Source organism: Citrobacter sp. LUTT5 (genome assembly GCF_009905315.1).
In the GTDB taxonomy this organism is placed as follows: domain Bacteria; phylum Pseudomonadota; class Gammaproteobacteria; order Enterobacterales; family Enterobacteriaceae; genus Citrobacter; species Citrobacter freundii.
This window is the reverse complement of record NZ_CP047606.1, coordinates 4098954-4112317: the sequence shown is the minus strand read 5'-3', so window position 1 is coordinate 4112317 and position 13364 is coordinate 4098954. Positions and strand designations below refer to the sequence as shown.

Genomic DNA, 13364 nt, shown 5'->3' with positions numbered 1-13364 from the left:
AATGAAAATATTGCAGATCGCCGTCGGGATTATTCGTAATCAGCACAATGAAATTTTTATCACCCAGCGTGCGGCTGATGCCCACATGGCCAATAAGCTGGAGTTCCCCGGCGGGAAAATTGAAGCGGGCGAAACGCCGGAGCAGGCGCTGATTCGCGAGCTACAGGAAGAAGTAGGGATCACGCCGACTCAAAGTTCATTGTTCGAAAAGTTGGAGTATCAGTTTCCGGACAGGCATATCACTCTGTGGTTCTGGCTGGTTGAAAGCTGGGAAGGCGAGCCGTGGGGAAAAGAGGGGCAACCGGCGCAGTGGATAGCGCAATATGCTCTGAATGCGGAAGATTTCCCGCCGGCGAATGCACCGGTCATTGAAAAGCTGATTACTGGATAATGGTGTTCGTAGGCCGGATAAGGTAACACCGCCATCCGGCAAATTATGGCGGGGGTGCTACGCTTGCCCGCCCTACGTATTAGCAGAATTACTTCTGCTCCTCACTCCAGTCGTCGCTTTCCGACAGATCGCCTGAGCTTGGGATGCGTTTCTCTTCTGCAGCCCACTCTCCCAGATCGATTAACTGGCAGCGCTTGCTGCAGAATGGGCGAAACGGACTGACTTCAGCCCATACTACAGGCTTGCCGCAGGTTGGGCAGTTGACGATGGTTTGTTCAGACATGTTGACTCCTTAACAGCACGCCAGTTCAAAATCGAGGCGCTCAGGCACCTGACCATTTTCGCTATCCAACGGCATAAAGCGGATGGCAAAACGGCTCTTATGACCAGAAATTTGCGGATAAAGCTGCGAATCAAGCGGCAGCTGCAAGCGCAGCAGATCTGCATCTTCGCCGTTGTCCTGATAAAAACCATTCAGGCTGGTTTGCTTACGAAACGGCGCTGAGTTGCGAATTAAATCCAGCACCAGCGACAGCGCTTGATTGAGCGGATTCAGGCTGGCAAGCCAGGTTTCAACCTGCGCGTCACGATACGATTGCGCCAGGTGTAACCAGATATGCAGAGTCGGCAGATCGAAACTGCAGCACCCGCCAGGAATACTTAAACGCTGACGTACGAGACCAATCAGACGATCTTCGCGCAGCGTCTGTCCAATACGCGGGGCAGAAATCAGAATGCTGCCTGCACTTTTTAACTGCTGGCGCAAAGAGTCGATTCTGCTTTGATCGACGCCGGGAACTTCGACCCAGGCCTGGAGTTTACGCTGCTGTCGCTCCAGTTCTTTGAGGAGTTCGGTACGGACTTCGCCGCGTTCAAATACATCCAGTAAATCTCCGATATTGCGGAAAAAATGCAGAGCGCCGGCATGGTCAGCAATGGGTAAATTAACGGAGAGCTGTTGGATTAAAAATTCAATGCGCAGCCATGTACGCATCTTCTCATTGAGAGGGTGTTCAAAAAGGACCTGGGTGTGCATTACGGTTTTTCCTGTGAGACAAACTGCGACGCGCATTGCAAATAGAGCGCGTGCAGGCGGGCGACATCCGAGGCGATGGCTTCCGGTGCGCCATTATTATCAATAACATCGTCTGCCACGGCCAGCCGCGCTTCACGCGTTGCCTGGGCAGCAAGAATTTGTTCAACATGCTCACGTGTGACGTCATCACGCTGCATGGTGCGTCTGAGCTGGGTTTCGGGCGTGACATCCACCACGAGTACGCGGTCGGCTTTTTTATACAGCGAATTTTCCACCAGCAAAGGGACAACCCATAACAGGTAAGGTGAGGTCGCTTGCTGAAACTGGCGCTGCGTTTCCTGCTGAATAAGCGGATGGAGCAGGGCATTCAGCCAGCTTTTCTCCTCTGGGGCGGAAAAAATGCGTTCGCGTAAAATGCGCCGCTGCAACGATCCGTCTGCGGCGATAACCTCGGAACCAAAATGTTCTTCGATCGCCTTAAGAGCAAGTGTGCCGGGTTCAACCACCTGGCGCGCAATAATATCTGCATCAATGATGTTTATTCCGAGGTCAGCGAACGCATTTGCAACGGTGCTTTTACCACTGCCAATGCCGCCGGTTAAGGCTACCGTATACCTCATAGATGCCGATCCTGGAGTTTAAGTTTGATTATCAAACAGTTAAAAGTTAAGCGTGCGAAGGCGAGGCTGTTGCAGGATTAACCTACTATTCGCCAGGTAAATTTATGGGATTGTAGCGTAAAAAAAGAGAATTTCGCAGTCTTGCGCGGCATTGATTAGTGCGTATGATAGCGTCACTGGAGTTGTGAGTTTCGATTTTTCGCCATTAACCCCAGGAATCCGCACATGCGTATCGAAGAAGATCTGAAGTTAGGTTTCAAAGACGTTCTTATCCGCCCAAAGCGTTCTACTCTTAAAAGCCGTTCCGATGTTGAGCTGGAACGTCAATTTACCTTTAAGCATTCAGGTCAGACCTGGTCCGGCGTACCTATTATTGCCGCGAACATGGACACTGTCGGGACGTTTGCCATGGCAACGGCGCTGGCATCCTTCGACATCCTGACCGCTGTGCACAAACACTATTCTGTTGAAGACTGGGCCGCCTTCATCGCAGAGAGCTCTGCCGATGTACTCAAACACGTAATGGTTTCAACTGGCACGTCTGACGCAGACTTCGAAAAAACCAAACAGATTTTGGCGCTCAACCCAGCGCTGAATTTTATCTGCATTGATGTGGCAAATGGCTACTCAGAGCATTTTGTTCAGTTTGTGTCGAAAGCGCGTGAAGCATGGCCGACAAAAACGATTTGTGCGGGCAATGTGGTCACCGGTGAAATGTGTGAAGAGCTGGTGCTCTCCGGTGCTGATATTGTCAAAGTAGGTATTGGCCCAGGTTCTGTATGCACCACGCGTGTAAAAACCGGCGTTGGCTATCCACAGCTTTCTGCGGTTATTGAATGTGCGGATGCAGCCCACGGTCTGGGCGGCATGATTGTCAGCGACGGCGGCTGCACAATGCCGGGTGACGTTGCAAAAGCGTTTGGCGGCGGCGCAGACTTCGTTATGCTCGGCGGTATGTTGGCCGGTCACGAAGAAAGCGGCGGCAAAATTGTTGAAGAAAACGGTAAGAAATTCATGCTGTTCTACGGTATGAGCTCAGAATCTGCTATGACCCGCCATGTTGGTGGTGTTGCTCAGTATCGTGCCGCTGAAGGTAAAACCGTTAAGCTGCCTCTGCGCGGCCCGGTTGATAATACCGCTCGCGATATTCTCGGCGGTTTGCGTTCTGCTTGCACCTATGTAGGCGCATCCCGTCTGAAAGAGCTGACCAAACGTACAACGTTTATTCGTGTACAGGAACAAGAGAACCGCGTATTCAATAGCCTGTAAAACAGGTCGTTCTGTGAAATGCCGGATGGCGTTACGTCGCCATCTGGCATTTGAATTTAACCCACTCCGCTCATCGCATCTCCCAAATGGAAAATCGGTAAATACATCGCGACAACCAGCGTACCGATGATAAGCCCCGTAATGACCAGCAACGCAGGCTCAAGTAATGCAGCCAAATTCTCAGCTTGAGCCAGGGTTTTCTCGCCATGGTGATGCGCGAGATTGCGCAGCATTGCATCCAGCGAGCCGGAAGCTTCACCTGTTCGGACCAGCTGTATGCACAATGGGCTGAATTCACCGCTATTTTTAAGCGCTAACCAGACCGGCTTTCCGGCGCTAATGTTGTGCTGAACCAGCGCTAAACGTTGCGACCAGAAAGGGTTAGCCAGCGTTTCGGTAACGCTCTCAAGACCCTGCAAAAAGGGAATGCCCGCATTTTGCGTTAACGCCAGAACGGTGAAGATCTGCGTGAGCTTTTGCCCTCTCACCATCGGCCCTATGACCGGGAGGCTGAGCAGCAATTTCTGGCGCAGAACGAGCCAGTACGGTTTCTGATTTATCAAATGATGTGCCACAACCGCTACCAGGCCAAGTGCTACCGCCAGCCATCCCCATTGGCTGCTATAGTGTGCGATGGTAATAATCCACTGAGTGAGGGCCGGTAGCGGGGTGTTGAATGTCTGGTAGATGGCGGCAAACTCAGGGAGTACAAACTGCAACATCGCAAATACGACCAACACCGCCATTGTGATGATGATAATCGGATAGCGCAGGGCTTTTTTAACTTTATCAGCAAGTTGCTGTTGTTTCTTTTGCTGGTAGGCGAGTTCAAAACAGCAGTCATCCAGCTTACCCGTAAGCTCTCCGGTGCGGATCATTGCCTGGTAAAGGGGCGGAAAAACGTGTTGCCATTGTGATAGCGAGGTGGAGAGGGTAATGCCCTGTTCCATATCGTAAGCCAGCGTACGCAGTAGCGCCTGCCATTGACTGCTGGGATGCTGTTCAGCAAGCAGAGCTAGCCCTGTTGAGAGCGTTAACCCTGCTTTTAGCAATGTCGCCAACTGGTGTATGGTTTCGGCACTTCTTGTACGGCTCCAGTGCGAGGTTTTGACACGCATACGTTTAATGCGTAGCGGCGTAATCTGTTGTTTCTCAAGAGCCAGCATTAATGACGGTCGGGTATCGGCCCATAGCATTCCTTCCTGCGATGTACCTTTGTTGTTAATGCCTTGCCAGCGCCAAAGCTGTTTAGTGGACATGAGGCATGCCCAGTACACGAATCAGCTCTTCAAATGTCGTTAATCCTTGCTCGACGGCCTGACAGCCATTCTCGAAAAGCGTTCTCCCTGATAGCTGAGCATCAGGTTCCACTCCGTCTACGGGGGCGCCACTGGCAATACTCTGACGTAATGCCGGAGTAACAGGGAGTACTTCAAACAATGCCGTACGGCCATAAAATCCGTGATAACAATGTTTGCAGCCAGGGGCCTGCCAATTCGGTAGTGGTGTAGGCCAGACAGCTTTCGGGAGTGTGATAGGCGTACTCTGACGTTGTCGGCAATGGGGGCACAACTTTCTGACCAATCGCTGTGCAATGACGAGCGTCAGCGCGGAGGCGATCATCCAGCGTGCGACCCCCATTTGTTGCAGACGCACCAGCGTTTCACTGGTGGAATTGGTATGCAGCGTAGAAAGAACCAGATGACCGGTTTGTGCGGCTTTAAGGGCTATTTCTGCTGTTTCTCCATCGCGGATTTCACCCACCATGATAATGTCGGGATCCTGACGCAACAGAGCACGTAAGACTCCCTGAAAAGTCAAACCGGCGCGTGGGTGAATTTGCGTCTGGTTGATGCCTGCGATCGGGATCTCTACCGGATCTTCCACGCTACAGAGATTAACATCTGGCGTGTTTCGGGTTTGCAGCGCACTGTACAGTGAGACCGTTTTACCGCTTCCGGTAGGCCCGGTAACCAGAATCAGCCCCTGAGGCTGCTGCAAGGCTTGCGAAAATGCGGCCAGCTGCGCGTCTTGCATTCCCAGTGCGGCGATCTCCAGTGACTGCTCGACTTGATGAAGTAGCCGCAACACGACTTTTTCGCCGTAGCGACAGGGCAGGGTGGCGATGCGAAACGAGATAGGTTCTCCTGAAATCTCAACGGTAAATTGCCCGTCTTGTGGAAGCCGATGCTCGGCAATATCCAGACTGCCTAATACTTTTAACCTCGCGGTGATGGCAATGCCCATCTCGGTCGTGATTTCCGGTAACGCGTGGAGTACTCCATCCACACGTAATCTGATCCGATAGTGATTTTCCGCTGGCTCAAAATGAATATCAGAAGCCCGTTTCTCCAGAGCGGAATGAAACGTCTGATTTAGCAAGTCTGCTGCGCTGGCGCTGCTTTTTGTGACTACTGCCGGGAGCATTTTCTGCGGTGTATGCGTGTGGCCTTCCATTTGCTGACGTGTCCAGCAGACAATGTCGATGCGCCGGGTGGTGGCAAAATGCAGTGCATCCAGCAGTTCGTGTGATGGGGCGTCTACGACGGCGATATGTACCACTTCATTGTCTGCATCCAGTAATATTCCCTGATAACGTTGGCATAGCGCTGTAAGCTGGGTGGTATTCATCTCTGTTCCTTAGTGGGTATCGAAGCGGAAAACATCTTCACAGGCCTGCTGCAATGCGCTGTCGTTCTGGATGATGCAGTTACGGTTCCAGCCGGTAATGCCGTTGGCATTGTCCCAAGCCGGCGTCATGGTGATGCTTAACCCGTTCAGGCTTTCCTGCCCACTAAGGCTGACAACGCCTTTTTCAATGCTCATGGCTGAGACGTAACGGGTAGTTGTTGGAGTGGGAATACCATTCGTTCCGGCATCGCAGGTATCTGTTCCTCCATGCTCCAGTGCACAGAGCTCAACCGCTGTGCGATAGGGGACAAAGGTTTGCAGCATGTCTGTCAGCGCGGCTTTGCGCAGATAGTTTTGATATGCCGGAATACCGATGGCGCTAAGAATGGCAATAATGCCAATCACCACCATGAGTTCGATAAGCGTAAAGCCTCGTTGCTTGTTCATTGTTCACTCCTTGAGTTTGCTGGCGCTACTTTGGCAAACCGACGGGAGGACGGCGAGAGACAAAAAACAGAATGGGAAGGCGGATTCCGAGGACTTTTACGAAATTACAGAATCAGACAATGTATTTGCTAAGAGGCTCGCAGAAACTGCCGGATGGCGGCGTAAATGCCGTATCCGGCTTACAGAATAAACCTGTGTAGGATGCCCGATAAGCGAAGCACCATCGGGCAATACAATCAGCAATTAGCGAAAACGCATGGAGAGATCGAGTGCGCGAACATGTTTGGTCAGCGCGCCAACAGATATGAAATCCACGCCGGTTTCGGCAAATTCGCGCAGCGTTTCATGGGTGACATTGCCCGAGACTTCCAGACGCGCCTGGCCGTTTGTGCGTTTTACCGCTTCGCGCATTTGGTCGGTTTCGAAGTTATCGAGCATGATGATGTCGGCTCCGGCTTTCAGCGCGTCGTCCAGCTCATTCAGGCTTTCTACTTCGACTTCAACCGGCACATCTGGGTGCAACCAGAATGCTTTTTCTACGGCCTGACGTACCGAGCCGGAAGCAATAATGTGGTTTTCTTTAATCAGGAAAGCGTCGGACAGCCCCAAACGATGATTCGCACCGCCGCCGCACAATACGGCGTATTTTAGCGCGGTACGCAGCCCTGGCAGGGTTTTACGCGTATCCAGCAGTTGGGTCTTGGTCCCCGCTAACAGGTCGACGTATTTACGCACCTCGCTTGCTACACCTGAAAGCGTCTGCACAAAATTAAGCGCGGTACGTTCACCGGTCAGTAACACGCGGGAAGGGCCGTCCAGTTCAAACAGTGGCTGATTAGCCTTAATGCTGTCGCCATCTTCGACATGCCAGGTGATGTTTACATCATCGCCAGCCAGTTGAATAAAGACCTCTTCCACCCAACGTTTCCCACAAAAAACGCCATCTTCGCGGGTAATTACGGTAGCGTGGGAGCGCATGTCTTCGGGTAAAAGCTGTGCGGTGATATCGTTATTGGCATCAACTTCTCCGCCTAAATCTTCACGCAGCGCCTGAGCGACAGCGGCAGGGATATCGAGATTTATGCGTTCCAACAGCGCGTCACGTCGGTAGTCAGGGTTATAGCGGCGAGGCGGCATGATAAAACTCCAAATTGCTAACGAATCATAAGGTGGAAACATGCTACCCTGAACCTGATATGAGCACCACCAATAAGGAGATTCTGCATGTTGTTAGACGAGGGCTGGCTGGCAGAGGCGCGACGCGTTCCCTCTCCGCATTACGATTGCCGCCCGGATGACGAAAACCCTTCTCTGCTGGTGGTGCATAATATCAGCCTGCCGCCCGGCGAGTTTGGCGGCCCGTGGATAGACGCGCTGTTTACCGGCACGATTGATCCCAACGCCCATCCTTATTTTGCCGGAATCGCCCATTTGCGCGTTTCGGCCCATTGTTTAATTCGCCGTGATGGTGAAATCGTGCAGTATGTCCCCTTTGATAAACGCGCCTGGCATGCCGGCGTCTCGAGCTATCAGGGCCGTGAACGCTGTAATGATTTCTCAATTGGTATTGAGCTGGAAGGGACGGATACGCTGGCCTATACCGACGCGCAGTACCAGCAACTAGCAGCCGTGACCAATGCCCTGATTACGCGTTATCCGGCTATTGCTAACAATATGACAGGACATTGCAATATTGCGCCCGAGCGTAAGACCGATCCCGGGCCCTCATTTGACTGGGCAAGGTTTCGCGCCCTGGTCACCCCTCGTCGCACAAGGAGATGACATGACGCTGTTTACAACATTACTGGTGTTGATTGTTGAACGCCTGTTTAAGCTGGGTGAGCACTGGCAGCTTGATCACCGGGTTGAAGCTTTTTTCCGCCGGATTAAGCATTTCTCGATGATGCGTACGGTAGGCATGACTCTTATTGCGATGGGAGTGACGTTTCTGCTACTGCGCGCACTTCATGGGCTATTGTTTAACGTTCCGTTGCTGGTGGCGTGGATCTTAATTGGCTTGCTGTGCATCGGCGCAGGCAAGGCACGCCTTCACTATCACGCTTACCTGAACGCGGCTGCTCGCGATGAAGCTCACGCTCGTGAGGCGATGGCCAGCGAGCTGACGCTTATCCATGGTGTTCCGCCGGACTGTGACGAGCGTGAGTTCCTGCGTGAACTGCAGAACGCGCTGTTATGGAACAACTTTCGCTTTTACCTGGCGCCGTTATTCTGGCTGATTGTCGGTGGCCCGTGGGGACCTGTGACGCTGGTTGGTTATGCCTTTTTACGTGCCTGGCAGTCCTGGCTGGCGCGTTACCAGACACCGCACCAGCGTCTGCAATCGGGTATTGATGCGATCCTGCATGTGCTGGACTGGATCCCGGTGCGTCTGGCGGGCGTGGTCTATGCGCTGCTGGGACACGGCGAGAAGGCGTTGCCAGCCTGGTTTGCGTCGCTTGCTGATCTGCATACTTCGCAATATCAGGTGCTTACGCGTCTGGCGCAGTTCTCGCTGGCGCGCGAACCTCATACCGATAAAGTCGAAACGCCAAAAGCGGCTGTTTCGATGGCGAAGAAGACCTCATTTGTGGTGGTGGTGATTATTGCGTTGCTGACCATTTATGGGGCATTAGTATAGCGTTGTGCCGGATGGCGCTAACGCTTATCCGGCCTACAATGGAAAAACGTGTAGGCCCGGTAAGCGTTAGCGCCACCGGGCAGTGCAACGGTTTAGTTCGTATCAGCAGGCGGGATGCCAAAATCTGGCATGCCGTTTTCGTCCCAACGCACGAGCTTCAGACGAGTGTGGCGGTTTGGGTCGTACAGCGGATCGCCCTCGATTTCGGTGTAATTTCTCGCGTGATACACCAGCACATCTTCACCTTCTGGCGTTTGCGTAAAGCTGTTGTGTCCCGGCCCAAACTGGCGGTTTTCATAGCTGGTGGTAAAGACCGGGCGCGGTGATTTGTGCCAGTTCTGCTGGTTGAGCGGATCTGCGTCTAAGTCAATCCACAATAATCCCATACAGTAGTTCTCATCGGTAGCGCTGGCGGAATAGCTGATAAACAACTTGTCGCCGTGAACCATGACGGCAGGACCTTCGTTGACCCAAAAACCCCGGCATTCCCAGTCATATTCAGGATGGCTTAGCATGACCGGCTCGCCTTTAATCGTCCATGGATTTTCCAGTTCTGCGAGATAGATATTGGAGTTTCCGTCGATATCGGGCGATTTCTGCGCCCATAGATACCACTGTTTTCCCTGATGGTTAAAGGTGGTGGCATCGAGCGCAAAGGTATCAAACTGCGTTTTAATCTGACCTTTCTCCGTCCACTTTCCGGTCAGCGGATCGGCGTCGGCACATTCGAGCGCAAACATGCGATGCTGGAACATCCCCAGCTTGTCGAGCGACTGTGTGTGGGTGGCGGCAAAATAGATGTACCACTTGCCTGCCAGATGATGGATTTCGGGCGCCCAGATGAGTTGGCTCATGGGGCCGCTTTCTGGCTTGCGCCAGATGATAACCGGGGCGGCAGTGCGCAACCCTTCCAGCGAGTCGGCCCGGCGTATCTCCAGCCGGTCATATTCAGGTACTGAAGCAATGAAATAGTAGTGGCTACCGTCACGTAAGATAAACGGATCGGCACGCTGTTCAATAAAGGGATTTGGCCACTGATTCATTAGGCTTTCCTTACGGTTTCAGTCGTTTTTATATCGTGGTATTCATTCAGTTCACGGTAGTTGGCGCGGCGCTTTTCTAAATCTGTCTGGATTTGCTGCATAAACTCGCGGTCAACTTTCAGCAGACGAACCACGCCTGCAGTAATCAGGTAGCCTGCGCCAGGTATGATGGTAAACAGCAGCATAATACCGTTAATGGCGGAGTCGCTTTGCGTTTTCGCCCCAGCGTCGTAGCCGTACCAGGAGAGCAGGAAGCCAACCATCGCTCCGGCAATCGCCAGGCCCAGTTTCAGGAAGAACAGGTTGCCGGAGAAGCTGATCCCGGTGATGCGTTTACCGGTTTTCCACTCGCCGTAGTCATCGACATCCGCCATCAGCGACCAGTGCAGCGGAGATGGGATCTGATGCAGGATGTTGAGCAGGAAGTAGAGCACCATAATCATCATGGTGGCTTTCGGATCGAAGAAGTAAAACGCGGCGGAGAAAATCGCCAGGATGATATTGGTCCAGAAGAACACTTTCAGTTTGCACCAGCGATCGGTTAACACCTTCGCCAACATGCTGCCGATCATCATGCCTACAACGCCAAGGCTGATAAACAACGTCGCAAATTGTGTACTCTGCTGCATAACCCAGGTCACGTAGTACATGGTGGCAGCCATGCGAATAAAACCCGGACAGACGTTGCACAAGGTTAATAGCAGGATTTTTACCCATTGATCGTTCTTCCATACGTCTTTCAGATCGGCTTTTAAATCGTCATTGGTCTGGACAGCAGGGCGTACACGTTCACGGACGGTTGCAAAGCAAAACAGGAACATACACATGCCGATGAAGGCCAGTACCGCCATCGCCATTTGATACCCTTTGGCTTTGTCTTCCCCGCCGAACCAGTCGGCCATGGGGAGCAGGGTAAGGGAGAGCAGCAGAGTTGCAATTCCTACCAATACAAAGCGATATGACTGGCAGGCGACGCGTTCTTGCGGATCGTTGGTGATGACGCTGCCGAGAGAGCAATAGGGGATATTGATCGCCGTATAGGTAATTGAGAGCAGGAAATAGGTAACAAAGGCATAGATAACTTTGCTGTTATATGTCCACTCAGGGGTGGTAAACATCAGTACGCTGAATAATGCGTACGGGAAAGCCATCCACAAAAGCCATGGACGAAATCGACCATATTTGCTGCGGGTGCGGTCGGCCATTGCGCCCATTATAGGGTCGGTAACGGCATCGATAACGCGTACTGAGAGCAGTAATACGCCGACCAGTGCAGGCGCGAGTCCAAAAATGTCTGTGTAAAAATAGTTAACAAACAACATGATGGCGCCAAAGATGATGTTGCATCCGGCGTCGCCCATTCCATAGCCAATCTTTTCTTTCACCGTGAGCTTACTGGTTTCCATCAACTGCACTCCATGAATGAGATATGGAGAGAATTATTGTCTGGTACCGGTGTTTTTGCGTTGCAGGATAACGCCGCTGATATGGACTAAACAGTCGTGAGTGGGAAAGTGTGAGGCAGGTAACAACCCCCACCTGGCGCAGGTGGGGGAGGAAAAATTAATGTGCTTTAACCGTGCCGGCCGTTTTCTGTTTGAACAGGTAACCAATGCCAAGAATAGCAATCCATACCGGGATTAAGTACACCGAGATCGCCATGCCCGGCGTCATCAGCATAATCACCAGTACTGCAGCCATGAAAATCAGGCACACCCAGTTACCCAGCGGATAGAGCAGCGCCGGGAAGCGGGTGGTAACACCCTGCTGCTGTTTGGCTTTGCGGAACTTCATGTGCGCAAGGCTAATCATTGCCCAGTTGATCACCAGTGCGGAAACTACCAGCGCCATCAACAGGCCAAAGGCAGATTCTGGCGCCAGGTAGTTGATCAGCACGCACAGAGCCGTCACCAGTGCGGAAACCAGAATGGTGTTCACCGGCACGCCGCGCTTGTCGACGTTCATCAGCGCTTTCGGCGCATTGCCCTGCTGTGCCAGACCGAACAGCATACGGCTGTTGCAGTACACACAGCTGTTATAGACAGAAAGGGCAGCAGTCAGCACCACGATGTTCAGGGCATTAGCAACAAACGTGTCGCCCAGCTCGTGGAAAATAAGGACAAACGGGCTGGTATCAGCCGTAACGCGCGTCCACGGCATCAGGGAAAGCAGAACCGCCAGCGAACCCACATAGAAAATCAGGATACGGTAGATAACCTGGTTGGTTGCTTTGGGAATGCTTTGCTCCGGGTTATCCGCTTCTGCTGCGGTGATCCCAACCAGCTCCAGTCCACCGAAAGAGAACATGATAATCGCCATCATCATCACCAGACCGGTGAAGCCATGCGGCAGGAAGCCCCCCTGGTTCCACAAGTTGCTGACGCTGGCCTGCGGCCCGCCGTTGCCGCTGAACAGCAGCCAGCCGCCGAAGATGATCATCGCGACGACAGCAATGACTTTAATAATGGCGAACCAGAACTCCATCTCACCAAACACTTTCACGTTGGTCAGGTTAATGGCGTTGATAATCACGAAGAAGGCTGCAGCAGAGGCCCAGGTTGGGATCTCCGGGTACCAGAACTGGATATATTTACCGACTGCAGTCAGCTCAGCCATGGCAACCAGCACGTACAGTACCCAGTAGTTCCAGCCAGAGGCGAAACCCGCGAAACTGCCCCAGTATTTATAAGCAAAGTGGCTAAAGGAGCCTGCTACCGGCTCTTCAACCACCATTTCACCTAACTGACGCATAATCAAAAAGGCGATAAAGCCGGCAATAGCGTAACCCAGAATAATACCCGGTCCTGCAGACTGGATAACGGATGCGCTACCGAGGAATAACCCGGTACCAATCGCGCCACCCAGCGCGATTAGCTGTATATGGCGGTTCTTAAGACCGCGCTTGAGCTGATCGCCATGCTGTTGACTTTCCATCATGAAACCTCGTGTGTGGTTTTACTCTTCATATTTCGAGTACTTATTTTTTGAACTACGCAGCAATGCGTGTGTAAGTTTGCAATTCCGTTTGTTGTATTAATTTGTTTACAGATGCTTTTTATAAAATGTTGCCTTAATACTTTTGTCTTGATCAGAATAATGATATGCGAGCGCGAATGCACCTGCTTTATGCGGGGAAGATGACGAGTTGAATAAAAAGAAACCATTTGTAAATGCGAGTTTATCTACCACAAAATTTCCATTTTGAATTTCTATTCATTAATAGTGATTTAAGTATCGATAAATAAGCAGGTGAATCGGTTCAGATGAGATAATTTTTCGTTTCAATTCC

Annotated in this window: 14 protein-coding genes; 4 read left to right on the top strand and 10 right to left on the bottom strand. The window is 52.0% G+C overall.

The window, feature by feature from the left end:
* Position 1: 1 nt before the first annotated feature.
* Complete coding sequence (mutT, locus tag GUC46_RS19785; RefSeq protein ID WP_003837443.1) at positions 2 to 391, top strand: 8-oxo-dGTP diphosphatase MutT; 390 nt, start codon at positions 2 to 4, stop codon at positions 389 to 391.
* Positions 392 to 479: 88 nt separating this feature from the next.
* On the opposite strand, the gene yacG is transcribed toward mutT, so the two are convergent.
* The 3 genes from yacG to coaE are packed head-to-tail and all read right to left on the bottom strand — an operon-like array spanning position 480 to position 2047.
* A complete protein-coding gene (gene yacG / locus GUC46_RS19780) occupies positions 480 to 674 on the bottom strand; it encodes a DNA gyrase inhibitor YacG (protein WP_003018740.1) in 195 nt (64 codons plus the stop codon).
* Positions 675 to 683: 9 nt separating this feature from the next.
* Complete coding sequence (gene zapD / locus GUC46_RS19775) at positions 684 to 1427, bottom strand: cell division protein ZapD (protein ID WP_003837445.1); 744 nt, start codon at positions 1425 to 1427, stop codon at positions 684 to 686.
* The gene (gene coaE / locus GUC46_RS19770; RefSeq protein ID WP_016149556.1) at positions 1427 to 2047 is read right to left on the bottom strand and encodes a dephospho-CoA kinase; all 621 of its coding nucleotides are present in this window, start codon (positions 2045 to 2047) and stop codon (positions 1427 to 1429) included. The genes zapD and coaE overlap by 1 nt, the downstream gene beginning before the upstream one ends.
* Positions 2048 to 2272: 225 nt before the next feature.
* On the opposite strand from coaE, the gene GUC46_RS19765 reads away from it, so the two are divergent.
* On the top strand, positions 2273 to 3316 hold the full coding sequence (locus GUC46_RS19765) for a GMP reductase (protein WP_130715176.1): 1044 nt from the start codon (positions 2273 to 2275) through the stop codon (positions 3314 to 3316).
* Between the two features lie 56 nt (positions 3317 to 3372).
* Here GUC46_RS19765 and hofC read toward each other — a convergent pair whose 3' ends face one another.
* From hofC to nadC, 4 genes are all read right to left on the bottom strand, one after another.
* Positions 3373 to 4575 (bottom strand): protein transport protein HofC, encoded by a 1203-nt coding sequence (gene hofC / locus GUC46_RS19760; protein WP_088902743.1) that lies wholly within the window; start codon positions 4573 to 4575, stop codon positions 3373 to 3375.
* A complete protein-coding gene (gene gspE, locus GUC46_RS19755; protein WP_130715175.1) occupies positions 4565 to 5947 on the bottom strand; it encodes a type II secretion system protein GspE in 1383 nt (460 codons plus the stop codon). The genes hofC and gspE overlap by 11 nt, the downstream gene beginning before the upstream one ends.
* A 9-nt stretch (positions 5948 to 5956) precedes the next feature.
* Complete coding sequence (gene ppdD, locus GUC46_RS19750) at positions 5957 to 6394, bottom strand: prepilin peptidase-dependent pilin (RefSeq protein ID WP_003018724.1); 438 nt, start codon at positions 6392 to 6394, stop codon at positions 5957 to 5959.
* Positions 6395 to 6637: 243 nt separating this feature from the next.
* On the bottom strand, positions 6638 to 7531 hold the full coding sequence (gene nadC, locus GUC46_RS19745) for a carboxylating nicotinate-nucleotide diphosphorylase (protein ID WP_032948531.1): 894 nt from the start codon (positions 7529 to 7531) through the stop codon (positions 6638 to 6640).
* An 87-nt stretch (positions 7532 to 7618) separates the two neighbouring features.
* Between nadC and ampD the strand changes: the two genes are divergently transcribed.
* Positions 7619 to 8176: a 1,6-anhydro-N-acetylmuramyl-L-alanine amidase AmpD gene (gene ampD, locus GUC46_RS19740; RefSeq protein WP_130715174.1), complete on the top strand. Its 558-nt coding sequence runs from the start codon at positions 7619 to 7621 to the stop codon at positions 8174 to 8176.
* Between the two features lies 1 nt (position 8177).
* Positions 8178 to 9032, top strand: coding sequence for a beta-lactamase regulator AmpE (gene ampE / locus GUC46_RS19735; protein ID WP_160180639.1), 855 nt, complete (start codon positions 8178 to 8180; stop codon positions 9030 to 9032).
* A 92-nt stretch (positions 9033 to 9124) separates the two neighbouring features.
* On the opposite strand, the gene GUC46_RS19730 is transcribed toward ampE, so the two are convergent.
* The 3 genes from GUC46_RS19730 to aroP all read right to left on the bottom strand — a co-directional run bounded on the left by GUC46_RS19730 (position 9125) and on the right by aroP (position 13012).
* Positions 9125 to 10075: a family 43 glycosylhydrolase gene (locus tag GUC46_RS19730; protein WP_044698973.1), complete on the bottom strand. Its 951-nt coding sequence runs from the start codon at positions 10073 to 10075 to the stop codon at positions 9125 to 9127.
* Entirely contained in the window at positions 10075 to 11481 is a 1407-nt protein-coding gene (locus GUC46_RS19725) for a glycoside-pentoside-hexuronide (GPH):cation symporter (RefSeq protein ID WP_003845756.1), read from the bottom strand. Before GUC46_RS19725 ends, GUC46_RS19730 begins: the two co-directional genes overlap by 1 nt.
* Positions 11482 to 11638: 157 nt before the next feature.
* Positions 11639 to 13012 carry an aromatic amino acid transporter AroP gene (gene aroP / locus GUC46_RS19720; protein WP_085951556.1) on the bottom strand — a complete coding sequence of 458 codons (1374 nt, stop codon included), beginning with the start codon at positions 13010 to 13012 and terminating at the stop codon, positions 11639 to 11641.
* Positions 13013 to 13364 lie beyond the last annotated feature (352 nt).

Excerpts from the sequence above, each read along its gene's own strand:
- yacG (WP_003018740.1), bottom strand. The coding sequence starts at position 674 with ATGTCTGAACAAACCATCGTCAACTGCCCAACCTGCGGCAAGCCTGTA.
- GUC46_RS19730 (WP_044698973.1), bottom strand. The coding sequence starts at position 10,075 with ATGAATCAGTGGCCAAATCCCTTTATTGAACAGCGTGCCGATCCGTTT.
- coaE (WP_016149556.1), bottom strand. The coding sequence starts at position 2,047 with ATGAGGTATACGGTAGCCTTAACCGGCGGCATTGGCAGTGGTAAAAGC.
- GUC46_RS19765 (WP_130715176.1), top strand. The coding sequence starts at position 2,273 with ATGCGTATCGAAGAAGATCTGAAGTTAGGTTTCAAAGACGTTCTTATC.
- ampD (WP_130715174.1), top strand. The coding sequence starts at position 7,619 with ATGTTGTTAGACGAGGGCTGGCTGGCAGAGGCGCGACGCGTTCCCTCT.
- mutT (WP_003837443.1), top strand. The coding sequence starts at position 2 with ATGAAAATATTGCAGATCGCCGTCGGGATTATTCGTAATCAGCACAAT.
- zapD (WP_003837445.1), bottom strand. The coding sequence starts at position 1,427 with ATGCACACCCAGGTCCTTTTTGAACACCCTCTCAATGAGAAGATGCGT.
- aroP (WP_085951556.1), bottom strand. The coding sequence starts at position 13,012 with ATGATGGAAAGTCAACAGCATGGCGATCAGCTCAAGCGCGGTCTTAAG.
- hofC (WP_088902743.1), bottom strand. The coding sequence starts at position 4,575 with ATGTCCACTAAACAGCTTTGGCGCTGGCAAGGCATTAACAACAAAGGT.
- ampE (WP_160180639.1), top strand. The coding sequence starts at position 8,178 with ATGACGCTGTTTACAACATTACTGGTGTTGATTGTTGAACGCCTGTTT.
- ppdD (WP_003018724.1), bottom strand. The coding sequence starts at position 6,394 with ATGAACAAGCAACGAGGCTTTACGCTTATCGAACTCATGGTGGTGATT.
- gspE (WP_130715175.1), bottom strand. The coding sequence starts at position 5,947 with ATGAATACCACCCAGCTTACAGCGCTATGCCAACGTTATCAGGGAATA.
- nadC (WP_032948531.1), bottom strand. The coding sequence starts at position 7,531 with ATGCCGCCTCGCCGCTATAACCCTGACTACCGACGTGACGCGCTGTTG.
- GUC46_RS19725 (WP_003845756.1), bottom strand. The coding sequence starts at position 11,481 with ATGGAAACCAGTAAGCTCACGGTGAAAGAAAAGATTGGCTATGGAATG.